General features: G+C 71.5%; 21 protein-coding genes. 8 read left to right on the top strand and 13 right to left on the bottom strand.

What is annotated here, in order from left to right; translation table 11 throughout:
- Nucleotides 1-17: 17 nt before the first annotated feature.
- Both KJK29_RS10895 and KJK29_RS10890 read right to left on the bottom strand, forming a co-directional pair.
- On the bottom strand, nucleotides 18-659 hold the full coding sequence (locus tag KJK29_RS10895) for a response regulator (protein WP_215118515.1): 642 nt from the start codon (nucleotides 657-659) through the stop codon (nucleotides 18-20).
- Nucleotides 656-1,843 carry a sensor histidine kinase gene (locus KJK29_RS10890; RefSeq protein ID WP_215118514.1) on the bottom strand — a complete coding sequence of 396 codons (1,188 nt, stop codon included), beginning with the start codon at nucleotides 1,841-1,843 and terminating at the stop codon, nucleotides 656-658. Before KJK29_RS10890 ends, KJK29_RS10895 begins: the two co-directional genes overlap by 4 nt.
- 151 nt (nucleotides 1,844-1,994) lie before the next feature.
- On the opposite strand from KJK29_RS10890, the gene KJK29_RS10885 reads away from it, so the two are divergent.
- On the top strand, nucleotides 1,995-2,579 hold the full coding sequence (locus KJK29_RS10885; RefSeq protein ID WP_215118513.1) for a hypothetical protein: 585 nt from the start codon (nucleotides 1,995-1,997) through the stop codon (nucleotides 2,577-2,579).
- Nucleotides 2,576-2,764, top strand: a complete 189-nt coding sequence (locus KJK29_RS10880; protein WP_215118512.1) for a DUF5708 family protein — start codon at nucleotides 2,576-2,578, stop codon at nucleotides 2,762-2,764. The genes KJK29_RS10885 and KJK29_RS10880 overlap by 4 nt, the downstream gene beginning before the upstream one ends.
- Here the strand turns inward: KJK29_RS10880 and KJK29_RS10875 are convergent.
- Genes KJK29_RS10875 through KJK29_RS10865 form a run of 3 tightly spaced genes read right to left on the bottom strand, consistent with a single transcriptional unit; the run spans nucleotide 2,761 to nucleotide 4,907 of the window.
- The gene (locus tag KJK29_RS10875) at nucleotides 2,761-3,333 is read right to left on the bottom strand and encodes a cob(I)yrinic acid a,c-diamide adenosyltransferase (protein ID WP_215118511.1); all 573 of its coding nucleotides are present in this window, start codon (nucleotides 3,331-3,333) and stop codon (nucleotides 2,761-2,763) included. The two genes, KJK29_RS10880 and KJK29_RS10875, sit on opposite strands and share 4 nt — an antisense overlap.
- A 13-nt stretch (nucleotides 3,334-3,346) precedes the next feature.
- A complete protein-coding gene (locus KJK29_RS10870; RefSeq protein ID WP_215118510.1) occupies nucleotides 3,347-4,096 on the bottom strand; it encodes an ABC transporter permease in 750 nt (249 codons plus the stop codon).
- Between the two features lie 28 nt (nucleotides 4,097-4,124).
- Entirely contained in the window at nucleotides 4,125-4,907 is a 783-nt protein-coding gene (locus KJK29_RS10865; protein ID WP_215118509.1) for an ABC transporter ATP-binding protein, read from the bottom strand.
- A 103-nt stretch (nucleotides 4,908-5,010) separates the two neighbouring features.
- Between KJK29_RS10865 and KJK29_RS10860 the strand changes: the two genes are divergently transcribed.
- The 4 genes from KJK29_RS10860 to KJK29_RS10845 all read left to right on the top strand — a co-directional run bounded on the left by KJK29_RS10860 (nucleotide 5,011) and on the right by KJK29_RS10845 (nucleotide 9,879).
- A complete protein-coding gene (locus KJK29_RS10860; RefSeq protein WP_215118508.1) occupies nucleotides 5,011-5,652 on the top strand; it encodes a TetR/AcrR family transcriptional regulator in 642 nt (213 codons plus the stop codon).
- A gap of 128 nt (nucleotides 5,653-5,780) precedes the next feature.
- Nucleotides 5,781-6,629, top strand: coding sequence for a 3-hydroxyacyl-CoA dehydrogenase family protein (locus tag KJK29_RS10855; RefSeq protein ID WP_215118507.1), 849 nt, complete (start codon nucleotides 5,781-5,783; stop codon nucleotides 6,627-6,629).
- A 150-nt stretch (nucleotides 6,630-6,779) separates the two neighbouring features.
- Nucleotides 6,780-7,103, top strand: coding sequence for an STAS domain-containing protein (locus KJK29_RS10850; protein ID WP_003993003.1), 324 nt, complete (start codon nucleotides 6,780-6,782; stop codon nucleotides 7,101-7,103).
- A 268-nt stretch (nucleotides 7,104-7,371) separates the two neighbouring features.
- A complete protein-coding gene (locus KJK29_RS10845) occupies nucleotides 7,372-9,879 on the top strand; it encodes an ATP-binding protein (protein ID WP_215118506.1) in 2,508 nt (835 codons plus the stop codon).
- Between the two features lie 83 nt (nucleotides 9,880-9,962).
- Here KJK29_RS10845 and nucS read toward each other — a convergent pair whose 3' ends face one another.
- The gene (gene nucS / locus KJK29_RS10840; RefSeq protein WP_215118505.1) at nucleotides 9,963-10,634 is read right to left on the bottom strand and encodes an endonuclease NucS; all 672 of its coding nucleotides are present in this window, start codon (nucleotides 10,632-10,634) and stop codon (nucleotides 9,963-9,965) included.
- Between the two features lie 253 nt (nucleotides 10,635-10,887).
- Between nucS and KJK29_RS10835 the strand changes: the two genes are divergently transcribed.
- Nucleotides 10,888-11,280: an SCO5389 family protein gene (locus KJK29_RS10835; RefSeq protein ID WP_215118504.1), complete on the top strand. Its 393-nt coding sequence runs from the start codon at nucleotides 10,888-10,890 to the stop codon at nucleotides 11,278-11,280.
- Between the two features lie 84 nt (nucleotides 11,281-11,364).
- Here the strand turns inward: KJK29_RS10835 and KJK29_RS10830 are convergent, their stop codons facing one another.
- A complete protein-coding gene (locus tag KJK29_RS10830; protein ID WP_215118503.1) occupies nucleotides 11,365-12,393 on the bottom strand; it encodes an LLM class flavin-dependent oxidoreductase in 1,029 nt (342 codons plus the stop codon).
- A 251-nt stretch (nucleotides 12,394-12,644) separates the two neighbouring features.
- On the opposite strand from KJK29_RS10830, the gene KJK29_RS10825 reads away from it, so the two are divergent.
- Complete coding sequence (locus tag KJK29_RS10825; protein ID WP_215118502.1) at nucleotides 12,645-12,977, top strand: ATP/GTP-binding protein; 333 nt, start codon at nucleotides 12,645-12,647, stop codon at nucleotides 12,975-12,977.
- Nucleotides 12,978-12,983: 6 nt separating this feature from the next.
- Here the strand turns inward: KJK29_RS10825 and KJK29_RS10820 are convergent, their stop codons facing one another.
- From KJK29_RS10820 to scy, 6 genes are all read right to left on the bottom strand, one after another.
- Entirely contained in the window at nucleotides 12,984-13,865 is an 882-nt protein-coding gene (locus tag KJK29_RS10820; RefSeq protein ID WP_215118501.1) for an ABC transporter permease subunit, read from the bottom strand.
- Nucleotides 13,862-15,292 carry an ABC transporter ATP-binding protein gene (locus KJK29_RS10815; RefSeq protein ID WP_215118500.1) on the bottom strand — a complete coding sequence of 477 codons (1,431 nt, stop codon included), beginning with the start codon at nucleotides 15,290-15,292 and terminating at the stop codon, nucleotides 13,862-13,864. The genes KJK29_RS10820 and KJK29_RS10815 overlap by 4 nt, the downstream gene beginning before the upstream one ends.
- 148 nt (nucleotides 15,293-15,440) lie before the next feature.
- Nucleotides 15,441-16,211, bottom strand: coding sequence for an ABC transporter permease (locus tag KJK29_RS10810; protein ID WP_215118499.1), 771 nt, complete (start codon nucleotides 16,209-16,211; stop codon nucleotides 15,441-15,443).
- A gap of 5 nt (nucleotides 16,212-16,216) precedes the next feature.
- Nucleotides 16,217-17,179, bottom strand: a complete 963-nt coding sequence (locus KJK29_RS10805; RefSeq protein WP_215118498.1) for an ABC transporter ATP-binding protein — start codon at nucleotides 17,177-17,179, stop codon at nucleotides 16,217-16,219.
- Between the two features lie 85 nt (nucleotides 17,180-17,264).
- A complete protein-coding gene (locus KJK29_RS10800; protein ID WP_215118497.1) occupies nucleotides 17,265-18,200 on the bottom strand; it encodes a coiled-coil domain-containing protein in 936 nt (311 codons plus the stop codon).
- Between the two features lie 210 nt (nucleotides 18,201-18,410).
- Nucleotides 18,411-22,325, bottom strand: coding sequence for a polarized growth protein Scy (scy, locus tag KJK29_RS10795; RefSeq protein ID WP_215118496.1), 3,915 nt, complete (start codon nucleotides 22,323-22,325; stop codon nucleotides 18,411-18,413).
- Nucleotides 22,326-22,360: the final 35 nt, after the last annotated feature.

Raw genomic sequence — 22,360 nt, 5'->3', positions numbered from 1 at the left:
CCGCTCCCACGGTCGGGTCAGACACCCAACTCCTGTGCCAGCACCGCCGCTTGCACCCGGCTGCGCAGCTCCAGCTTCCCCAACAGCCTGCTGACGTGGGTCTTCACGGTCGCCTCGGCCATGTCGAGCCGGTCGGCGATGTCCGCGTTGGACAGGCCCTCGCCGAGGCAGGACAGCACCTCGCGCTCGCGCCGGGTCAGCCGGTCCAGAACGGCCGGGTCGGCCGTGGGCTCCCGGGTCGGCTTCGCGGCGAACTCCGCGATCAGCCGCCGGGTGACCGCCGGGGAGATCAGCCCTTCCCCGCGCGCGACCGTGCGCACGGCCTCCAGCAGCTGCCTGGCCTCGGTGTTCTTCAGCAGGAAGCCGGACGCGCCTGCCCGCAGCGCCCCGAAGACGTACTCGTCGAGGTCGAAGGTGGTCAGCACCAGTACATCGGCGAGCCCTTCCGAGACGACCTGGCGGGTCGCCGACACCCCGTCCAGGCGTGGCATCTGAACGTCCATCAGCACCAGGTCCGGCCGCAGCTCGCGGGCCAGCTCCACCGCCTGCTCGCCGTCCGCCGCCTCGCCGGCCACCTCGATGTCGGGCGCGCTGCGCAGGATGAGGACCAGTCCCGCGCGGACGGCGGACTGGTCCTCGGCGACCAGGACGCGGATCATTCGGATTCTCCTTCGACGATGGGCAGAGCGGCGCGTACGGCCCAGATCTTGCCGTCCGGTGAGTCCTCGGGGCCGGCCTCGAACGTGCCGTCCAGCAGTGCCGCCCGCTCGCGCATGCCGACCAGACCGGCGCCGGAGCCGGGCGCGCGGGGGGCGTCCCGGTCGCCGTAGGGGCTGGTCACGGTGACGACGAGCGAGCCGTTCCGCTGGGCGAGGGACACGGTGACACGGCCCGAGTCGGAGTGCTTGAGCGCGTTGGTCAGTGACTCCTGCACGATGCGGTAGGCGGCGAGTTCGACCGGCGTCGGCACCTCGCCCTGTCCGGTGTTCTCCAGCGTGACGTCGAGGCCGTTGGCGCGGGCGCCCGTCACCAGCGCGCCGAGGCCGTCGAGCGTCGGGGCCGCGGCCGGTTCCAGGTCACCGCTGCTGTCGCGCAGGATGCCGATCAGCCGCCGCATCTCCGAGAGCCCCTCCACGCTGTTCTCGCGGATGACGACCAGCGCGTCCTGGGAGGTCTTGGGGTCGTCGAGGGAGAGGGCGGCCGTGGAGTGGATGGCGATGGCGGACAGATGGTTGGCGACCATGTCGTGCAGTTCGCGGGCCATTCGGGCGCGTTCGGCGGTGACCGCCTGGGTGCGGTCCATCTCGGCGAGCAGCGCGGTCTGCTCGGCGCGCAGCCGGGCGGACTCGGCGGCGTCGCGGTGGTTGCGGACGATCAGCCCGGTGGCGGCGGGGCCGAAGGCCACGATGCCCGTGACCACCCCGATCAGCAGTACCTCGGGCTCGCGCCACAGGGCGAACGGCACCACGGCCCCGATCACCGAGAGCAGCCCGGTGATGCGTGGAATGCGGCGGGCCGAGGCGGGTGTGCCGTACAGGACGGCCGCGTACATCAGGTCGGTGTACATCAGGATCGTGACCAGGTTGCCCTGGGTGAGGGTGTCCAGGACGATCGCGGCCGTGCCGGTCAGCAGGGCGGTGCGCGGGGCGGCCCGGCGCAGCAGCTCACAGCCGGCCATGACGAAGAGGGGCAACAGCACCGGCCAGCGTCCCGGCAGCAGCACGTACACCTCGGTGTGCGGACGGGTGGCCAGGCCTACGCCCCACAGCAGCAGTCCGCCGAGCAGGCCGCCCGCCGCGATGTAGACGTCGAAGCGGCGTGGGCGGGGGAGTCGTACGGCCATGACTCCATCCAACACGGCAGGGACGCCTTGTGCGTGATCCCCGCGTAGGGTCCCTGGCTGCATCTTTCGATGTACGGCGCTTTCGTCAGTCACGACGACGATTCCGGCCGCCCCGACCGGAAGCCTTGAAGGTGACCGAGAGGAGCGAACCGTGATCGTCGCCTTGATCGCCGCCTGCGAGATCGGCTTCTGGGTACTGCTGGCCGCCGGACTGGGCGCCCGCTACCTGCTGAAGATGCCGCGCACCGGCCTGGCGCTGCTGCTGTGCGAGCCGCTGCTGGAGGTCGTGCTGCTGATCGCCACCGCGCTGGACCTGAAGAACGGTGCCGACCCGAACTGGACCCACGGCCTGGCCGCGCTGTACATCGGCTACACCGTCGGGCACGGCCACCGCACCGTGAAGTGGCTCGACGGCCACGCGGCCCACCGGTTCGGCGGCGCCCCGCCACCGCAGAAGCCCCCGCAGGGCGGCATGGCCCGCGCGCGCCACGAGGCCAGGATCTGGCTGGGCACGCTGATCGGCGCGGTCGTCGCGACCGTGCTGCTCCAGGGAGCCATCTGGTACGTGGACGACCCGAGCCGCGTCACCTCCCTGGAGAGCTGGCGCTACGTGGCCTGGCGCGCGGCCGGCATCCACGGCCTGATCGCGCTGAGCTACTTCGTCTGGCCGCGCAAGCCCTCCGCCGGGGAGCAGGACACCACCGTCAGCACATCGAAGGAAAGGATCCCGTCATGACCAAGGCGAAGCAGTATGTGACCGAAGGCGTCGTCACCTTCCTGATCGGCCTGCTGCTGTGGCGCTTCACCGGAGACGTGGACGTCCCCGTCGTCACCCTCACCAAGGTCGGCATCGTGATGATGATCGTCGGCGGGGTCCTCTCCGCCAACGGCGTCTGGCACGCGGCGCGGGGGAGAACCTAGCGCTCTCCGCCCGGCACCCACAACACGTCTCCGACCTGCTTGTTCGCCGTCCTCGCGAGGATGAACAGCAGGTCGGAGGCGCGGTTGAGGTAGGTCGCCGTCAGGGGGTTCATCGTCTCGCCGTGCACCTCCAGGGCGGCCCACGTCGAGCGCTCCGCCCGGCGTACGACCGTGCAGGCCTGATGGAGCAGGGCCGCGCCCGGGGTGCCGCCCGGAAGGATGAAGGAGCGGAGCTTCTCCACCTGTTCGAGGAAGCGGTCGCAGTCCGCCTCCAGCTTGTCGATGTAGAACTGCTCGACCCGCAGCGGCGGGAACTCCGGGTTCTCCACCACCGGCGTCGACAGGTCCGCACCCACGTCGAACAGGTCGTTCTGCACACGGGTGAGGACCTTGACGACCTCCTCGTCCAGGCCGCCCAGGGCGATCGCGGTGCCGATCGCCGCGTTCGCCTCGTTGGCGTCGGCGTACGCGGAGATCCTGAGGTCGGTCTTGGCGACCCTGCTCATGTCGCCGAGGGCGGTGGTGCCCTGGTCGCCGGTCCTGGTGTAGATGCGCGTCAGATTGACCATGTGGCCAGCGTAGTTACGCTCCGGCGGTTCGGAACACGCGTGTGCCCACTGTCACGGACAGCGCCGTGAGGCCGACGGCCACCAGAACGCCGTAGAGCATGGGCCATGTCGTGTAGCCGCCGACGTATGCCTCGCGCACCGCGTCCACCAGATAGCGGAACGGCATGAGGTGCGACAGGACGTCCAGCCAGGCCGGGCCCAGGGTCATCGGGAGCATCAGGCCGGACAGCAGCATGGACGGCATGGTCAGCGCGTTGATCGCCGGGCCGAAGCTCTGCGGGGTGTCCAGCTTCATGGCCAGCGCGTACGACAGCGAGGCCAGCGAGAGCGAGAGCAGGGCGACGAACCCGAAGCCGATCAGCACACCGGCCAGCGGGGCCCGCAGGCCCATCGCCACCGCCGCCAGCACCAGCAGCACCGCCTGGAAGACGAACACCGTGGCGTCCCGCAGCACCCGGCCCAGCAGCAGGGCCAGCCGGCTGACCGGGGTGACGCGCATGCGTTCGACCACCCCCTGTCCCTTCTCGATGATGATCGAGAAGCCGGCGAACGACGCCCCGAACAGACCCAGTTGGAGCAGCAGCCCGGGGACGAGCACCTGCCAGGAGCTGCCCCGCTCACCGAGCGGCAGATCCGTGAGCAGGGGACCGAAGAACAGCAGATAGAGCAGCGGCATCAGCACGCCGAAGAGCAGCGCGAAACGGGAGCGCAGGGACTGGCGGAGATAGCGCCCGTAGACGAGCGCGGTGTCGTGCAACAGCATCGGGAGTCCTCTGTTTCCTCTCTCGCGCCTATACGGCGACGGGGGCCCGGTCGGCGGGGTCGGCGCTGCGCCCGGTGATGGCGAGGAACGTGTCCTGGAGCGAGGCGTCGATCGAGCCGCCGTGGCGGAGCTTCAGCGCGCTCGGGGTGCCCTCGGCGACCACCACGCCCCGGTCGACGACGACCAGCCGGTCGGAGAGCGCGTCGGCCTCGTCGAGGTAGTGGGTGGTCAGGAAGACGGTCGTGCCGTGCTCGTCGCGCAGCCGGCGCACCAGGTCCCACAGGTCGGCCCGCCTGCCGGGGTCGAGACCGGTCGTCGGCTCGTCGAGGAACAGCACCTTCGGGCGGTGGGTGAGCGCCATCGCGATGTCCAGACGCCGCCGCTGTCCGCCGGAGAGCGCGGCGCACTTGCTCTCGAGCAGGTCGGCAAGGCCCAGGTCGCGCGCCAGCTCCTCGGCGCGCTCGGCGGCGTCCGCCCTGCTCAGCCGGTACAGGCGCCCCTGGGTGACCAGCTCCTCCCGCACGGTGATGCCCGGGTCCACGCCGCCGGACTGCGCCACGTAGCCGCAGGCCCGCCGCACCCCGGCCGGGTCGGTCGCCAGGTCGTGGCCCGCGACGGTGGCGGCTCCGCCGGTCGGCTCCAGCAGGGTCGTCAGCATCCGCAGGGTGGTCGTCTTGCCGGCGCCGTTCGGGCCGAGGAAGCCGAGGATCTCGCCCTCGCGGACGGTCAGATCGATGCCGCGCACGGCGGGCACCGGGCCGCGCTTCGTCTGGAAGGTACGCGCCAGTCCAGCCGTACTGATGATCGCCATGCCCCTGTTCTCCATGTTGTTCATGGCCACAGAAAAACAGAGTCTCTTAAAGTTTGCAATGACCCCAAGTTTTGAGAAGCCCCAGGGAAGCTAGGATTCGGACATGGCTGAGGGGCTCAGGGAACGGAAGAAGCGCGAGACCAGGCAGCGCATCTCGGACATCGCCACCGGGCTGTTCCTGGAGCACGGGTTCGTGACGGTGACGATCGCGGACGTGGCGGAGGCGGCCGACGTCTCCGTGAACACCGTCTACAACTACTTCCCGGCCAAGGAGGACCTCTTCTTCGACCGCTCCCAGGGCGTCGTCGACCGCCTCTCCCGCTGGGTGCGCGGCCGGGACGAGGGAGAGTCGGCCGCCCGGGCGGTCCTGCGCGAACTGCGCGCCGAGACCGAGGCCGTCTCCCCCCGGATGGGCCTCATCGAGGGCTACGACCGCTTCATGCGCTGCATCGACGAGGCGCCGCCGCTGCGCTCCCGGCTGTGGAGCATCCAGCAGGAGGTCCAGGACAACCTGGAGGCGACCCTCCGTGAGGAGACCGGTGCCGGTGCCGGCGACCCGCTGCCGGGGCTGATCGCCGGTCAGATCTGCTGGATCCACGGCACCGTCTTCGTCGCCGTCGGCCGCGAGATGGTCAAGGGGCGCAACCCGGACGAAGTGTCACGAGAGATGCTCGTCCTCCTCGACGACATCGAGGAGCTGTTGAGCGAGAAGGTGCTCAACTACGCCGTACGAGGCGCTCCCTGACCCTGCCCGGTGTGATGTCCGTCATGTGAGACGTGACGCGCGTTACTTAGCGGTCACACAGCGCCTCACGAACGCTAGTGTCCGCCCGAGAGGCATACATAAGAGCCGTGTCAGCAGGGAGTCGTAACGTGGCAGGGAAGCTCGCCGTCATCGGAGCCGGCCTCATGGGAGCCGGTATCGCCCAGGTCTCGGCGCAGGCGGGCTGGGACGTCGTCCTGCGCGACGTCACCGACGAGGCGTTGAAGCGGGGTACTGACGGCATCAAGGCCTCGTACGACAAGTTCGTCGCCAAGGGCAAGCTGGAGGCGCACGACGCCGACGCCGCCGTCGCCCGGATCACCGCCACCACCGACCTGGACGCCGTGGCCGACGCGGACGTCGTCGTGGAGGCCGTGTTCGAGAAGCTCGAGATCAAGCACGAGATCTTCCGCACGCTCGACAAGCTCGTGAAGGACGAGGCGATCCTCGCCTCCAACACCTCCGCCATCCCGATCACCAAGATCGCGGCCGCGACGGAGCGCCCCGAGCGGGTCGTCGGCGCGCACTTCTTCTCGCCGGTGCCGATGATGCAGCTGTGCGAACTGGTCCGCGGCTACAAGACCAGCGATGAAACCCTGGCCAAGGCCCGGGAGTTCGCCGAGTCCGTCGGCAAGACCTGCATCGTCGTCAACCGCGACGTCGCCGGCTTCGTGACGACCCGTCTCATCTGCGCCCTGGTCGTCGAGGCCGCGAAGCTGCAGGAGTCGGGCGTGGCGAGCGCCGAGGACATCGACCTCGCCTGCAAGCTGGGCTTCGGCCACGCCATGGGACCGCTGGCGACGGCGGACCTGACGGGCGTCGACATCCTGCTGCACGCCACGAACAACATCTACACCGAGTCCCAGGACGAGAAGTTCGCGGCTCCCGAACTGATGCGCCGGATGGTTGACGCCGGTGACATCGGACGCAAGAGCGGGCAGGGCTTCTACAAGCACTGAAACCGCACATGCCCCGGGGGCATCACACCCCCGGGTGAATTCGGTATCGGTTCGCTTACAAGAAGCAACCTCTGCCGCCTCCACACAGTCAGAGGTTGCATCACCGGCATCAGAAACGCGGAGCACGAGACGCACGCACGGGGAGCGCATATGCACATCAGGGGCGACCACGCCGAGCTGGTCGTCGGGGGCCGCCTCGACGTCCGGAGCGCGGCGGACGCCCGTACGGTCCTGCACTCGGCCGTCGACGACGGAGTCGGCGACCTCGTGCTCGACCTGTCCGAACTGGACTCCTGGGACGCCACCGGACTGGGTGTGATCATGGGAGCCCACCGGCGGGCCGGCCGCTGCGGCCGGCGCCTGGTGCTGCGCGGTGTACCGCCGCAGATGCAGCGCCTGCTGGTGGCCACCCGCCTGCACCGGATCCTGGCGATCGAAGGGGGCATCGGGGTGGAGACACTGCCCCGCGTGTGACGCCGACGTACGGGTGGGAACCGGGAGACCGGGGAGGACCCGGACGGACGTCGTCGAATCGTGCGACGCGCACAATCCTCACGAGACCGTGACGTCTCGGACGCCGCGGTACCCCGGACTGTCGTAGATACTGTGCGAAGGTTTAGGGTTCGGCTGCCCGCTGCCTTGCCACCCTTCGAGCGGGCCCGGACCAGAAGCGACAGCGCGGTGTGCAGCAAGGCCGGGAAGGGCTTTCACAGCACACACCCGCTTTTGGGGGGCTTGACTTATGGACCCGAACACCCGGGGACCCGAGGAGTACGGCCACGAGGGCGACGGCCAGGGGCCGCGCCAGCGCCCGCCCCGGGACTCCCTCACACCCGACTTCGCGCAGCACGCGCCCGCACTCGCCCGCACCGTGCGGCTCGTCGCCGGCGACTTCCTGCTGACCGTCAACCCCGTCGACGGCAGCGAAATAGAGGTCTGCCCGCCCGCCGAACGGCCCGCCCGGCCCGTGAAGCTCACCCCGGCCGAACGCGCCGAGGCCGAGCGCGCGGCCCGGCCGCCCGTCCCGCCCGGCCCCGCGCGTCCCGCCCTGCCGCTGCTGGCCCGCCAGGACGAACGCGAGCAACTGGTGCGCCTGCTCGCCCGCGGCCGCTCCGTCCGCCTCACCGGACCCGCCGGCTCGGGCCGCACCCGCCTCCTCGACCTCGTCGCCGAGGACTGCGCGGACCTCGCCCCCGACGGCGTCGTCCGCCTGGGCGGCTTCGGCCGCACCTGCGAGGACCTGCGGCACGACCTCTTCCGCGCCGTCTTCAACGCCCCCCTGTACCGCCCGGACCGGGACGAACTGCTCACCCACCTCCGTGAGATCGGCGCGGTCGTCGTCCTCGACGACCTCGAGTTCGGCGGCGCCGCGCTCGACGAGCTGCTGGAGGCGACCCCGGAGTGCGCCTTCCTGCTGGGCGCCACCCCCGACGTGCCCGCTCCCTCCGCCGACTCCGCCGTCGAGGAGGTCGCCCTCGGCGGCCTGGACCGCGCGGCCGGACTCGACCTGCTGGAGCACGCGGTGGGCCGGACCCTCACCGACGAGGAGTCCAACTGGGCGGGCGACCTCTGGTTCGAGTCCGAGGGCCTGCCGCTGCGCTTCGTCCAGGCCGGTGCCCTGCTGCGGCAGCGCGACCGGCTGCGCGCCGGGACGAGCGCCGTCGACGAGTTCGGCGTCTTCGAGGACGCGCCCCCGGCCGAGGGCTGCGACGCCGCCGACGGCGACGACGTACCGCTGCCCGCGCTCGGCGAGGCCGCCGCCCCCGCCCCGCTGCTCGCCGCCCGGCTGAGCGCCTCCGCCCGCGCCACCCTGCGCTTCGCCGTGGCCCTCGGCGGCGAGGTCCCGCACCAGGCGCATCTGCCCGCCCTGGTCGGCGACACCCACGCGGACGCCGCCCTCGGCGAACTGGCCGACTGCGGTCTGGTCTCCCCGGTCGGCTCCCGCTACCGGCTCGCCGCGGGCGTGCCGGCCCAGCTGGAGGCCGCCGGATACGCCGACGAGGCCGAGGCCGGGGCCCGCAGCGCCGCCCAGCACTACTCCTGGTGGGCCGGGCACCCCTCGGTCACCCCGGAACGGGTGTGCGCCGAGTCCGACGCCGTCCTCGCCGCCCTGGCCGTCCTCGGGCCCCTCACCGAGCCGCCCGCCGAGGACGAGGAGAGCCCGGCCGTCCACCTGGCCCGCACCGCCGCCCCCGCGTTCGCCGCCGGACTGCACTGGAGCGCCTGGGAACGCGCCCTGCGCACCGGCGCCGAGGCCGCCCGGCTCGCCGGGGACGTCGCCGAGGAGGCCTACTTCCACCACGAGCTCGGCATCCTCGCCCTGTGCGGCGGCCGGCTCGACCGGGCCCGGGCCGAACTGGAGGCCTCCATCGGCCTGCGCGGCGCCCTGTCCGACAAGCGCGGCACCGTCGCCGGCCGCCGCGCCCTCGCCCTGGTCTCCGACCGCTCGGGCACCCCGATCGGGCTCGGCCCGACCGCGGGGGAGGAGGTGCCCGACGCCCGGTACGAGGAGTCGGCGTCCCCGGCCGGCGGTGTTCCGGCGGCCTTCCCGACGCTCCAGCAGCCCTCCGCGCCGACCGTGGTCACCCACCACAGCCCGGCCGCGCCCTCGCACAAGGCCCGGCTCGGTCTCAAGGGCCTGGCCCGGCGCAACCTGGTGGCCGCGGGCGCCGGTGCCCTGCTCGTCGCCGTGCTCGGCACCGTGGTGACCCTCGGCGCCACCTCCGACAAGGACCGCAACCCGCCGTCCGACCAGGTCGGCGTCAACCCCTCGGCCAGCCAGGGCCTGGGCGACGGCAGCCTGGGCGCCGACCCGGCGGCGAACGAGGGCGGCGACACGGGCGCTGCGACCAGCCGCCCGACCGACCCGGGTCCGGACGGCACGCTCGGCACGTCGGACGATCCGACGCCGACGGACGAACCGAGCGGTTCGCAGGACCCGAGTGATCCGGCGTCCACGTCGAAGCCGCCGACGACGTCGAAGCCTCCGACGTCCTCCAAGCCGCCGACGACCCCGACCAAGCCGCCGTCCTCACCGACCAAGCCGCCGTCGAGTTCCACGCCGCCCTCGTCGACGCCGACGCCGACGGACACCGGGGAGCCCACGCCGACGACGACTCCGCCGACGACCACCCCGTCCACCTCCGACTCGGCCAGCGGCCCGGCGTCGAGCGCGCCCGCGAGCACCACCGCGAGCGCGCCGCAGAGCAGCGGCGCGAGCACGCCCGGCAAGTCGGAGCAGGTGATCTGACACCCCGTACACACGGCAGGGCCGGGTCCGCGCTCGCGGACCCGGCCCTCTTTGTCTGGCGGGGTGGGTAGAGACGGGGCAGGTCAGAACAGGCGCAGCTTGTCGTCCTCGATGCCGCGCATCGCGTCGTAGTCGAGGACCTGGCAGCCGATGCCCCGGTCCGTCGCGAGGACGCGGGCCTGGGGCTTGATCTCCTGCGCGGCGAAGACACCGCGGACCGGCGCGAGATGGGGGTCGCGGTTCAGCAGCTCCAGATAGCGCGTCAGCTGCTCCACGCCGTCGATCTCACCACGCCGCTTGATCTCCACCGCGACGGTCTTGCCGTCGGCGTCCCGGCACAGGATGTCCACCGGCCCGATGGCCGTCGGGTACTCGCGGCGGATCAGGGTGTAGCCCTCGCCGAGTGTCTCGATGCGGTCGGCGAGCAGCTCCTGAAGGTGCGCTTCCACGCCGTCCTTGATCAGGCCGGGATCCACGCCCAGTTCGTGCGAGGAGTCGTGGAGAACCTCCTCCATCGTGATGATGAGCTTCTCGCCCGCCTTGTTGATGACGGTCCAGACGCCCTCTTCCTCGCCGGTGCCCTCCTTCAGGGTGCAGGGCGGCGACATCCAGTTCAGGGGCTTGTAGGCCCGGTCGTCGGCGTGGATCGAGACGCTGCCGTCCGCCTTCACCAGGATCAGGCGCGGGGCCGAGGGAAGGTGGGCGGTGAGCCGCCCGGCGTAGTCCACGGAACAGCGGGCAATGACGAGACGCATGGTCGGCAACGCTACTCGACGGGCGCCTGCCGACGCGATTCGCCCTGGAAAACGCGTGTTCGGTAATGGCCGATTGTGTGCACGGTGTGCTCATTGAGAGTGTCCCATCTGCGCATTCTCCTGGTGCCGTCACCGCCGGTTGCTTACCGTATGAACGGGAGGTCGCGAGGTGTGTACGCAGCGTGTCCGGTATCGCGATCCTCCCCTATCTGTCCGGCAACCCCCACGCGTTGGGGGTGCGAGAGGAGAACTCATGTCGCTCGACGTCTCACCGGCCCTACTCGAACAGGCCGAGCGAGGCGAGGTCGACGAAGCGGAATTCGTCGACTGCGTCCGGACCTCCCTGCCCTTTGCATGGGAGATGATCAGCTCCCTGGTGGCCCAGCTGAAGGTGGACGGCGGTGCGTTCGCCGACAACCAGACGCCTCCGCCGGACGAGCAGGCACGCGGTCAGTTGCTGCGTGCGCTTGCGAGTGACGCGATACGCGGCGCGCTGCAACGGCACTTCGGTGTGCGGCTGGCTTTCCAGAACTGCCACCGGGTGGCCGTGTTCCCGCTTGACTCCTCGGTCGACGAGAAGCTGAACCGCTTCACCTCGGTCCGCAGCCAGGTGCTGAACCAGTCACCCGAGTTCCGGGACTGCTGACGCGGCGCCGCTTGCTTGCCGCTCCGTACGCGGGAGGTGCGCTTTTGTACCGGAGCGGCAAGCCCCCAGGAATCCACCGCGCGCTCAGACGAGTTGGGGGAGCACCTCGGTCCCCAGCCGCCGCACGTTCTCCTCGGTCGCCGCCAGGTCCCCGGAGCCCTCGACGAGCAGCGCGAAGCGCGAGATGCCCGTCCGCTCGCTGGTCGCCGCGAGCCGGTCGGCGCACAGCCGCGGAGTCCCCACCGGGTGGAGCCCGCAGAGCAGTTCGGTGTACGCCAGCGGGTCGCGCATCCGGCGGGTGCGCCCGTCGACCGTGACATGCGCCTCCAGGCCCTGCTTCAGCCAGCCCGGCATCGCCTTCATCAGCGTCTCCGCCGCGTCGACCCGACGGTCCGCGATCTGGCAGACGCCCGCCGACACATGGGACGCGCCGAGGATCTCCTCGGCGGGCCGGCCGCACGCCCGCGCGTGCTGCCGCCACAGGGCGACCATCTCGGCCTTCTCCTCGTCCCCCACATGCATCCCGAGCAGCATCGACAGACCCCGCTCGGCGGCCAGCCGCACGCTCGCCGGGGAGGTGCAGGCGACGACCAGCTCGGGCCCCTGGACGTCCGTCAGGGCCTCCGAGGGCCTCGGGACCACCGGGACCTCACGGAAGCGGAAGCGCTCCCCGTCCGCCGACACGGACGGTTCGCGCAGCCAGCGCTCCAGGAGGTCCAGGGCTTCCGGGAACCCCTCCTCGTACGCCTCCAGGCCCGCGCCGAACACCTCCAGGTCGACCCACGGGCCGCCGCGCCCGACACCGAGCGTGAACCTGCCGCCGCTCGTGTGGTGCAGCAGCGCGGCCTGTTCGCCGAGGGCCACGGGGTGGGCGGTGGGCAGGACGCTCACCGCCGTACCGACCCGGATGCGGCGGGTGCGGCCCAGCAGTAAGGCCGCCAGAGTGATCGCCGACGGACATGTGCCGTACGGCACGAAGTGGTGCTCGGCCAGCCAGACCGCGTCGAGCCCCGACTCCTCGGCCACCTCGGCCGAGCGGACCGCGCGGTGCAGCGCCTCGCCCTCGCCCTGGCCGGGGAACTGGGCCGCCAACACGAAACTTCCAACGTGCATTGCTTTCCTGCTTCCTTGGCTCCGACACGGAGCTCCCCCACAGGGCATAACCGTCTGACACGTGCCGAGGACACGGCCGGGCGGAGTATTTTGCGGATTGTCTGCAGAATGGGGCGTTCCGCTGAGAGCCGGGGAGCACCCGCCTCGCCCGGAGAGGGACTTGTGGCGATTGGTGCCGTACGCGTACCCTCGTCCGCGCCGCGTAGGCTGGACACGGCCCGTGCTCCCTGTATATCCCCGAGAGGTGTCCCGTGTCCCCGCGTCGTAACCGACCCAAGGATGCCGGTTCGTCCGGCCGGAGCGCCGAGGACGACAGCCCCGGCCGCTACGGCGGCTGGCAGTCCTCGGAGAACTGGCAGGGTGAGAACTGGAGCGTGCGGCATGTGGCCGGCGCGAGCGCGCAGGGCAAGTCCTACCGCTGCCCCGGCTGCGACCAGCTGATCCCCGACGGTGTGCCGCACGTGGTGGCCTGGTCCGAGCACGCGGGCGTCGACGACCGCCGGCACTGGCACAAGGCCTGCTGGAACGCGCGGGACCGCCGCACCCCGGGGGTGCAGCGGTCCCGTAACTCGCCCAGATTCTGAGGGGACTCAGACGTCCCGCTTCTCCAGCAGCGCGAAGGCGGCGGCGAAGGCCACGGCCGTCGCGGCGAGGATGATCCACAGCGGGTCCCAGCCGGACGGGCCGGACTCGCTGAGGGAGTTGGCGTAGAAGATGCTCAGCTGGTTCGGGATGGAGTACTCGAACAGCGCGTCGCGCACGGCCACCAGCGACTCCGAGAACATGAACAGCGCGATCACCAGCGGGGCGAGCACCGTGCCGATCATGATGGTGATGGCGCCCGCAGAGTGCCGGATGATCGAGCCGACGGCGAGCGAGAGCAGGCCCAGCAGCGCGATGTAGGCCGACATGCCGACCGTGGCCTTCAGCCACTCCCCGCCGGTGGGGGACTTGGCGCCGTCGCCCTCCAGCATGGCGACGTGCAGGAAGGCGACGAGGGACGAGGACACCAGCGTCACCACGAACGCGACCAGGAAGAACACGATGGCCTTCGCCGCCAGCACCCGGCCGCGGCTCGGGCAGGCGACCATCGTGGTGCGCACCATGCCGGTGCCGTACTCCGAGGCGGTGGTCAGCACGCCCAGCGTGATGACGCACATGCTGCCCAGCAGCAGCCCGAAGAAGCCGAGGCCGAGCGGGCTCTCGCCGGACAGGGCCGGGTCGGAGTTCGCCACCACCACGCCGGTCAGCAGGCCGATGCCGACGACGAGCAGGACGAACACGCCGAGCGTCCACATGGTGGAGCGCACCGAACGGATCTTCGTCCACTCCGAGGCGATGGCGTGCCCGAGGTGCGTGCGCACGACCGGGATCGGCGAGGTGTAGCCGGGGGCGGGGTAAGCAGAGCCGGGGGCCGCCGCCTGCTGCCAGGTGGGCGCGGCCTGCGGTGTCTGGGGCTGGGGGCTGCTCATCGGGCGTCCTCGGGCTTGGTCAGGTCGGAGGTCGGGGCGGGAGCCGGCGGAGCGGCGGGCGCCTGCGGGGGCACGGGCGGCTGGGCAGCCGCCTGCGGAGCCGGAGCGGCGGCGGGCCGCGCGGGAGCGGCGGAGGCCTGCGGCGCCTGACCGGCGGGCTGCCCGGGGGCCTGGGGCGCCTGGGAGGCGGGCTGCGCCGGAGCCTGGGGCGCCTGCGGCGCCTGAGGCGCGGGCTGGGCGTACGGGTTGGGTGCTCCCGCGCCGGAGGCGCCGGGTGTGCTGGGGGCGCTCGGAGCGGACCCGGGCGCGCTGGGAGCCACGGGCGCCCCGGGTGCGCCGTACGGGCCCGCCGGAGCCTGACCGGGCGCGCCCTGCGGCGGCATCGGCAGCGGCTGCCCGCCCTGCTGGGGCGGCGGCGGGGCGTACCAGCCCGGCTGGCCCTGCCCCGGCACCGGCATCGGCGGCTGCGCGCCGGGCGGCAGCTGCTGCTGGAGGCCTTCCTTCTGGTCGATGGTCGAGCGGTAGTCGACGGCGCCCTGCGTCATCCGCATGTACGCCTCCTCCAGCGAGGCCTGGTGCGGCGACAGCTCCCACAGCCGTACGTCGGCGGTGTGCGCGATGTCGCTGATGCGGGGGAGCGGCAGCCCGGTCACGCGCAGCGCGCCGTCCTGCTCGGGCAGCACGTGCCCGCCCGACTCGGTGAGCGCGGCCGACAGCTTCTCGCGCTGCTGCGGCTCGGTGTCGGGTGTGCGGACCCGGGCGAAGTCCGCGGAGTTCGCGGAGATGAAGGCCGTGACGCTCATGTCGGCGAGCAGCTGTCCGCGCCCGATGACGATGAGGTGGTCGGCGGTCAGCGCCATCTCGCTCATCAGATGGGAGGAGACGAAGACCGTACGGCCCTCCGCCGCCAGCGCCTTCATCAGGTTGCGCACCCAGAGGATGCCCTCGGGGTCGAGGCCGTTGACCGGCTCGTCAAACAGCAGCACCTGCGGGTCGCCGAGCAGCGCGGCGGCGATGCCGAGGCGCTGCCCCATGCCGAGGGAGAAGCCCTTGGACCGCTTCTTGGCCACCTCCTGCAGACCGACGACCCCGAGCACCTCGTCCACGCGCCGGGCCGGGATGCCGGAGAGCTGGGCCAGGCACAGCAGGTGGTTGCGGGCGGCCCGGCCACCGTGCACGGCCTTGGCGTCCAGCAGGGCGCCGACCTGGCGGGCGGCGTTGGGCAGCTTGCGGTACGGATAGCCCCCGATCGTGACCTGCCCGGCCGTCGGGTTGTCCAGGCCGAGGATCATCCGCATCGTCGTCGACTTGCCCGAGCCGTTCGGCCCGAGGAAGCCGGTGACGGCTCCGGGCCGCACCTGGAAGGAAAGGTTGTACACAGCGGTCTTGTCGCCGTAGCGCTTCGTCAGGCCGACTGCTTCGATCATGCTCCGCACCCATCGCAAGGTTCAGGACAGCGGGGCACACGCCCCCCGTAAGGGTTAGGAGGATATCGAGGCGCTGACGGTTCCGCCCAAATGAAAGTAAAGGGTGGGGCCCCTGAAGGCCCCGACAGCCCCCTCCCCGACGCCCAGCCTAGGCGTCGCGCTTCTTCAGCAGCACGTACCCGCCGATCAGGGCGACGAGCACCCACAGCCCCATGATCCCGAGGCCGCCCCAGGGCCCGTACGGGGTGTCGTCGTCGATCGGCGTGACCACCTGCATGATCTTGCTGCCGGCCTGGTCGGGCAGGAACTGGCCGACCTTCTTCGTCGCGTCGACATTGCCGAGGATGTTGGAGATCAGGAAGAAGAACGGCATCAGGATGCCCAGCGACAGCATCGGCGAGCGCAGCATCGCGGCGACGCCCATGGAGAACATCGCGATCAGCGCCATATAGAGGCCGCCGCCGAACACGGCCCGCAGCACACCCGTGTCACCGATCTCCGCCCGGTGCCCGCCGAGCATCGCCTGCCCCAGGAAGAACGCGGCGAAGCTGGTGACGAGCCCGACCAGCAGGGCGAGGCCGCTCGCCACCGCGATCTTGCTGAACAGAAAGGAGCCGCGCTGCGGCACGGCGGCCAGCGAGGTGCGGATCATTCCGGTGCTGTACTCGTTCGACACCACCAGCACACCGAACACGATCATCGCGAGCTGACCGAGGCTCATCCCCGCGAAGCTGATGAACGTCGGATCGAACTCCGCCCGGGCCTGCGCGCTCATGCTGTCGAACTCGTTCTTCGACAGCGCCGAGATCAGCATGCCGAGGGCGACCGTCACGACCACCACGAGCGAGAGCGTCCACACCGTGGACGCCACCGACCTGATCTTGGTCCACTCCGACCGAACGACCTGAGTCGTCGCCATGCTCCTCAGCCCCTCTTCCAGCCGTCGCCCCACTGCTGCTGCTGTGGCGGCTGCGGGCTCGTCTCGCTGTGTGCGTGATACTCGACCGACTCCGCGGTCAGCTGCATGAACGCCTCTTCCAGCGAGGCCTGTTGCGGGCTCAGCTCGTGCAGCGTCAGCCCGTGCCGCGCCGCCAGCTCACCGACCAGCTCGGCCTTGCCGCCGTCCACCTCCAGCACCCCGTCGCCGCTCTCCACGGCCACGATCCCGGCCTCGTGCAGCACATCGAGCAGCCGCTCCCGCTGCGGGCTGCGGACCCGGACGTACGACCGTGAGTTGCGCGCGATGAAGTCGGCCATGGAGGTGTCCGCGAGCAGCCGCCCCTGCCCGATGACGACGAGATGCTCGGCCGTCAGGGCCATCTCGCTCATCAGATGGGAGGAGACGAACACGGTCCGGCCCTGCCCGGCCAGCGACTTCATCAGGGTGCGGATCCAGTGGATGCCCTCGGGGTCGAGGCCGTTGACCGGCTCGTCGAACATCAGGATCCGCGGGTCGCCGAGCAGCGCGGCCGCGATGCCGAGCCGCTGCCCCATGCCCATCGAGAAGCCCTTGGTCTTCTTCTTCGCGACCGCCGTCAGCCCGACCGTCTCCAGCACCTCCCGCACCCGGCCGCGCGGAATGCCGTTGCTCTGCGCGAGGCACAGCAGATGGTTGTAGGCGGTGCGCCCGCCGTGCCAGGCCTTGGCCTCCAGCAAGGCGCCGATGTACGTCAGCGGATCCTTGAGCTGCTGGTAGTGCTTGCCGTCGATACGGACATCGCCGGCGGTGGGGTGGTCGAGACCGAGGATCATCCGCATGGTCGTGGACTTCCCCGCGCCGTTGGGCCCGAGAAAGCCGGTGACGATACCTGGTCTGACAGTGAAGGACAGGTTGTTGACCGCCACCTTCTCGCCGTAACGCTTGGTCAGCCCCTCGAGCTCAATCATGCCGCCACGCTAGAACGCAACAAAGCCCTCTGCCACCCGAGCGGCAGAGGGCTTTGCGGAGATTCAGACTCCGGATGCCCGCGTGTTACCGGGACTGCTGAGCCGGGACCCCACGGGAGATCGGCTCCTCCTCGGCCGGCGTACCGGCGGCGGCCACCGCGGCGCCCGTGAGCGTCGCGAGCATCTCGCGGACGTTCGTCAGCTGGGCGTTGATGCTGTCGCGGCGGTTGGTGAGGGCGGCCAGCTCGCGCTCGGATTCCGAACGGATGCGGTCGGCCTTGGCGTTGGCGTCGGCCACGATGTCCTCGGCCTGGCGCTGGGCCGTCTCCACCGTCTGACGGGCGCGGCGCTCGGCGTCCGTGCGCAGCTTCTCCGCCTCCAGGCGGAGCTGCTCGGCGCGGTGCTCGATCTCGGCGAGACGCTTCTCGGCCTTGGCCTGACGGGACGCCAGGTCGCGCTCGGACTGCTCGCGGCGCTTGGCGAGGTTCGTCTCGAAGTCCGCGGCGGCCTGCGCGGCCTTGGCACGGGTCTCCTCGAAGAGGGCGTCCGCCTCCTCGCGCTTGGACTGCGCGTCCTTCTGCGCCTCGGAACGCAGCTGCGAGGCGTCACTCTTGGCCTTCTCGACGATCCGCAGGCCCTCGTCCTCGGCCTTCGCCTTGCGCTCCGAGGAGTACGCCTCGGCGTCGTTGCGCACCTGCTGGGCCGCCGACTCGGCGAGCTCACGGTGCTGCTCGGCGGCGCGCCGGGCCTCCTCGCGCAGGTCCTTCGCCTCCTCCTCGGCGAGGCGGAGAATCTTCTCCACGCGCGCACCGAGACCCGCGTACGACGGCTCGGCGTCGGTGACCTGGGCCTGGGCGTTCTGCGTCTCGAGGTGGAGCTCTTCGATGCGCTTTTCCAGAGCGGTGATGCGGGCGAGAGCGCTGTCACGGTCGGAGACGAGCTTGGAGATACGTTCGTCCACCTGAGCGCGGTCGTATCCACGCCGCACAAGCTCGAAGCCGTAGGGGGAAGTGTCGCTCATGGGGTTCCTGTCGAATGAGACCGGTGAGGTGATAGGTGGAATCCTAGGGGCCGAAACGGTGTGTCATCGAGCGGATGCGCGTTTGATCTGGAAAATGAGACCCCTTTTGGGTGGCTGAGCGGCAGAGGGCTTGCCAAAACTTGGTCAAAGCCCCCGGATGGCCCCGGAATCGGGCTCCCGTCCAGGGTGGCACGGGCCGCCGGAAGGCCCCTAGCTCTCCGAGGACTTGCCACCCGAACGAGGTGCGCCGACCGTCGCGCCCGCCTTGACCCCGTTGTCCTTGCCCCCGCCCGGCGCCTCGAAGGACTCCAGCGCCTCCAGGACGTCCTGGACACGGGAGATCTCCGCGTTGATGTCCTCGCGACGGCGGACCAGGACCTCCAGCTCGCGCTTGCCCTCCTCGACCGTGCGCTTGGCCTCGCGGATCGCCTCGGCCTTGAGCTCCTCGGCCTCCCGGATCAGCGTGGACTTCTTCTGCTCGGCCTCCTTGAGCAGCCCCTCGGCCTTCTTCACCGCGGCGATACGGACCTTGCCCGCCTCGGAGTTGGCCTCCGAGACGATCTCCTTCGACTTCGACTGCGCCTTGGCGAGCTGCTCCTCGGCGGCCTTGACGAGCGCGTCGCAGCGGTCGCCCGCCGACTTCATCGTCTCGGCCGACTCCCGGCGGGCCCGCTCGTGCAGTTCCTCGATCTCACCCGTGATCCGGTCGCGCAGCTCCTCGGCGCGCTCCCTGATCTGTGTGGCGTCCCGACGCGCGCCGACCAGCAGCTCGTCCGCGTCCGTACGGGCCTTCTCCACCAGCGAGTTGCCCTCGACCGTCGACTCGGACACCAGCCGGTCGGCCTCCGTGCGGGCCGCGCCCACCATCGTGTCGGCCTGCGACTCGGCCTCCGCGGTGGTCTTGTGCGCCTGCTGCTGGGCCTCGCTCAGCAGCTTGTCGGCCTCGGCCGTGGTCTCCGTGATGAGCTTGTCGACCTGCTCGGCCGCCTCGGAACGCCGCTTGTTGGCGTCCTTGCGGACCTCGTCCAGGGTGCGGTCGGCCTCCTCGCGCGCGGTGGCGACGAGCCGCTCCGCCTCCGCCTCCGCGTCGGCCTTGACCCGGCCGGCCTCGCCGCGGACCCGTTCGGCGTGCTGCTGCGCCGAGCCGACCGTCTCGGCGGCCTCGGCCCGCAGCCGCTCCGCCTCGCCGGTGGCCTCCCCGACGAGCTGGTCGGCCTTGGCGACCGACTCGGCCCTGACCCGCTCGGCCTCGTTCAGCGATTCGGTGCGGACCCGCTCGGCCTCGTTGACCGTCTCCATCCGCAGGCGGTCGGTCTCCGTGACCGTCTCGGTGGTGAGGCGCTCCGCCTCGCCCCGCGCCTCGGTGATGAGGGTGTCCGCCTGCGTCGCCGCGTCCGACCGGATGCGGTTGGCGTCCTCACGGGCGTCCGCCCGGGTGCGCGAGGCGTTCTGCTCGGCCTCGGCGATGGCGTCCGACGCCTCCGTGCGCGCCCGCTGGGCGTGCTCGGCGACCTCCGTACGGATGCGGTCCGCCTCGGTGATCGCCTCGGACATCGTGCGCTCGGCGAGCGCCTTGGCGGCCTCGGTCTCCTCGTGCGCCTCGCGCCGCAGCCGGCCGGCGTCCTCGCTGGCCCGCTCCCGCTCCGCGTAGGCGTCGGTGCGGACCCGGTCCGCCTCCTCCTGGGCCTCGCGCCGCGTCCGGTCCGCGACATGCTCGGCGGCGCTGCGCAGCCCGGCGATCTCGTCCTGGGCCTGCTCGTGCAGCCCCGCGACGGAGTCCCGCACCTGCTGGGCGTGCTGCTCGGCGGCCGACACCATCTCCGTGGCCCGCCGGTCCGCCTCCTCGACCAGGCGTACGGCCTCGGCCTGCGCCTCCTCCACGCGCTTGCGCGCCGAGGCCAGCAGCTCCTCGCTCTGCTCGCGGGCCCGCTCGCGCTCCTGGTCGGCCTCCTGCCGGGCGCTGCCGAGGAGCTCCTCGGCCTCGCGGCGCCGACGGCTCGCCTCCTCCTGGGCGGCGGCCAGCGTCTCGGACGCCTCCGTGCCGATCCGCTCGGCGGCGGCCTGTGCCTCCGCGCGCATCCGGTCGGCGCTCTCCTGCGCCTCCGACTTCAGCCGCTCGGCCTCGTTCGAAGCCTCCGAGCGCAGGCGTACGGCGACGGCCTCGCCCTCGGCCCGCGAGGCGGACGCGTCGGACGCGGCCTCGTCGCGCAGCCGTTCGGCCTCGGTCTCGGCCTGCTGCCGCAGCGTACGGATCCGCTCGGCGGCCTCGTCGCGCAGCCGCTCGTTCTCCTCGGCGGCCTCGCGGCGGATCCGCGCGGCCTCCTCACGGGCGTCCGACAGCGCCTGCTCGGCGGCCGTCAGCCGCTCCTCGGCCTCCGTCTGGAGCCGCGTCAGCTCCTCGGCGGCGTCCGTGCGGCGGGCCTCTATGGCGCGCTCGGTCTCCTCGTGCAGCTCGACCGCCGCGCGCTCGGCGTCCGCCTTGATGCCCTCGGCCTGCTCGACGACCTCCTCGCGGTGCCGCTCGGCCTCCTGCCGGGTGCGCTGAAGGGTCTCCTCGGCCTGCCGGCGCAGGGTCGTCGCCCGCTCGATGGCCTCGGTGCGGACCTTCTCGCTGTCCCCCTGGGCATTCGTGCGCAGCTCGTCCGCGTCCGCCTTGGCCTTGGCGAGCAGCTCCTCGGCGGACCTCGCCGCCTCCTCGATCTGCGCCACGGCCTCCTTGCGGGCCTCGGCGCGGATCTTCTCGCCCTCTTCGACGGCGTCCGCCCGCAGCTGCTCGGCGTCGCCGCGCAGGCGGCGGGCCTCCTCCTGCAGCTCGACCGTCTTGGCGCGGTACTCCTTGGTGTCGTCCTTCGCCGTGCCCTTGAGCTCCTCGGCGATGTCGTGCGCCTCGGCGCGCAGCCGGTCCGCCTCGGCCTCGGCCTCACTGCGGATCCGCTCGGCCTCCTCGGCTGCGGCCTTGGTGGTCTTCTTGGCGTCCTCGGACGCCTTGTTGAGGACCTCCTCGGCGGTCCTGGCCGCCTTGGAGAGCTGGGTCGCGGTCTCCTCGGCGGTGGACGTACGCGCGTTCTCGGAGGCCTCCGCGACGATCTTCTCGGCCTCGGCGCGGGCATCGGCGACGAGCTGCTCGGCCTCGGCCTTGGTGTTCTCGAACTCCTTGGTGGCCTCCTCGACCAGCCGGGCGACCTGCTCCTTGGCGGTGCGCGTACGCGTCTCGTTCGCGGACTCGGCACTCGACAGGGCCTTGGCGGCGGCCTCCTTGGCCTCCGTGACCAGCTTCTCCGACTCGGTCTGCGCCTTGCGCAGCGCCTCCTCGGCCTCGGCCATCCGCTGCTCGGCGGCCTTGCTCAGCTCCGTGGCCTCGCGGCGCGCGGACTCCGACTCGGTGGCGGTGGAGGTCCGCAGCTGCTCGGCGTGGTCCGTGGCCTCCTGGGCCTGGGAGGAGGCGGCGTTCAGCAGCCGCTCGGCGTCCGTACGGGCGCGGCGCAGGATCTGCTCGGCCTCGGCCCGGGCCTCCTCGGCGGAGTTCGTCAGCCGCTGGCGGGCCTCGGTCGCCAGCCGCTCGGCCTCCGCGCGGGCCGTGGACATGGCCTGCTCGGCCTCGGCCCGGGACTCCTCCATGAGGCGCCGGGCCTGCTGCTCGCTGCGGGCCCGCAGCTGCTCGGCCCAGGCCACGTTCTCGTTGACGTGCGACTCGACCGTCTGGCGGCGCTCGGCCAGCTCCTGGTCGAGCTGCTGGCGGCGGGTCACCGCCTCCTGGTGCAGCTCCGACTGGAGCCGGGCCGCCTGCTCGGCGTGCTCCTGGAGGATCCGCTGGGTCTGTGCCCGGGCCTCGCTCAGCTCACGGTCGGCGTCCGTCCGGATCTGATCGGCCTGCATCTGAGCGTTGCGCAGCAACTGCTCGGCCTGCCAGCCGATGTCGCCCCCGTCGAAGGAGGGCCGGGTCATGATGGTGCGCCGTGCCTCGTGCAGCTTGGCACGCAGCACCTCGACCTGGTAGCCGAGGTCCTCGGCGTGCTGGATCGCCTTTTCCCGCTCGGTCTTCAGCCGCTTCATCTCGGCTTCGAACCGAGAGAGGTGGTCGACGTCAGCCGCCGGCTCTCGCTCCTGGCTCTCGTAGCCCCGCACTGCGCGGTCCCATCCGTCCCCTGGTCGCAACTCTC

This window comes from Streptomyces koelreuteriae, assembly GCF_018604545.1.
GTDB lineage: Bacteria > Actinomycetota > Actinomycetes > Streptomycetales > Streptomycetaceae > Streptomyces > Streptomyces koelreuteriae.
This window is presented reverse-complemented; position numbering and strand designations above follow the sequence as displayed.

Bases quoted from the DNA above. Each gene is read 5' to 3' on its own strand.
- nucS (WP_215118505.1), bottom strand. From the start codon at position 10,634: ATGCGTCTCGTCATTGCCCGCTGTTCCGTGGACTACGCCGGGCGGCTC.
- KJK29_RS10870 (WP_215118510.1), bottom strand. From the start codon at position 4,096: ATGCTGTTGCACGACACCGCGCTCGTCTACGGGCGCTATCTCCGCCAG.
- KJK29_RS10880 (WP_215118512.1), top strand. From the start codon at position 2,576: ATGACCAAGGCGAAGCAGTATGTGACCGAAGGCGTCGTCACCTTCCTG.
- KJK29_RS10810 (WP_215118499.1), bottom strand. From the start codon at position 16,211: ATGGCGACGACTCAGGTCGTTCGGTCGGAGTGGACCAAGATCAGGTCG.
- KJK29_RS10895 (WP_215118515.1), bottom strand. From the start codon at position 659: ATGATCCGCGTCCTGGTCGCCGAGGACCAGTCCGCCGTCCGCGCGGGA.
- KJK29_RS10890 (WP_215118514.1), bottom strand. From the start codon at position 1,843: ATGGCCGTACGACTCCCCCGCCCACGCCGCTTCGACGTCTACATCGCG.
- KJK29_RS10865 (WP_215118509.1), bottom strand. From the start codon at position 4,907: ATGGCGATCATCAGTACGGCTGGACTGGCGCGTACCTTCCAGACGAAG.
- KJK29_RS10875 (WP_215118511.1), bottom strand. From the start codon at position 3,333: ATGGTCAATCTGACGCGCATCTACACCAGGACCGGCGACCAGGGCACC.
- KJK29_RS10805 (WP_215118498.1), bottom strand. From the start codon at position 17,179: ATGATTGAGCTCGAGGGGCTGACCAAGCGTTACGGCGAGAAGGTGGCG.
- KJK29_RS10845 (WP_215118506.1), top strand. From the start codon at position 7,372: ATGGACCCGAACACCCGGGGACCCGAGGAGTACGGCCACGAGGGCGAC.
- KJK29_RS10800 (WP_215118497.1), bottom strand. From the start codon at position 18,200: ATGAGCGACACTTCCCCCTACGGCTTCGAGCTTGTGCGGCGTGGATAC.
- KJK29_RS10860 (WP_215118508.1), top strand. From the start codon at position 5,011: ATGGCTGAGGGGCTCAGGGAACGGAAGAAGCGCGAGACCAGGCAGCGC.
- KJK29_RS10850 (WP_003993003.1), top strand. From the start codon at position 6,780: ATGCACATCAGGGGCGACCACGCCGAGCTGGTCGTCGGGGGCCGCCTC.
- KJK29_RS10835 (WP_215118504.1), top strand. From the start codon at position 10,888: ATGTCGCTCGACGTCTCACCGGCCCTACTCGAACAGGCCGAGCGAGGC.
- KJK29_RS10815 (WP_215118500.1), bottom strand. From the start codon at position 15,292: ATGATCGAAGCAGTCGGCCTGACGAAGCGCTACGGCGACAAGACCGCT.
- KJK29_RS10820 (WP_215118501.1), bottom strand. From the start codon at position 13,865: ATGAGCAGCCCCCAGCCCCAGACACCGCAGGCCGCGCCCACCTGGCAG.
- KJK29_RS10830 (WP_215118503.1), bottom strand. From the start codon at position 12,393: ATGCACGTTGGAAGTTTCGTGTTGGCGGCCCAGTTCCCCGGCCAGGGC.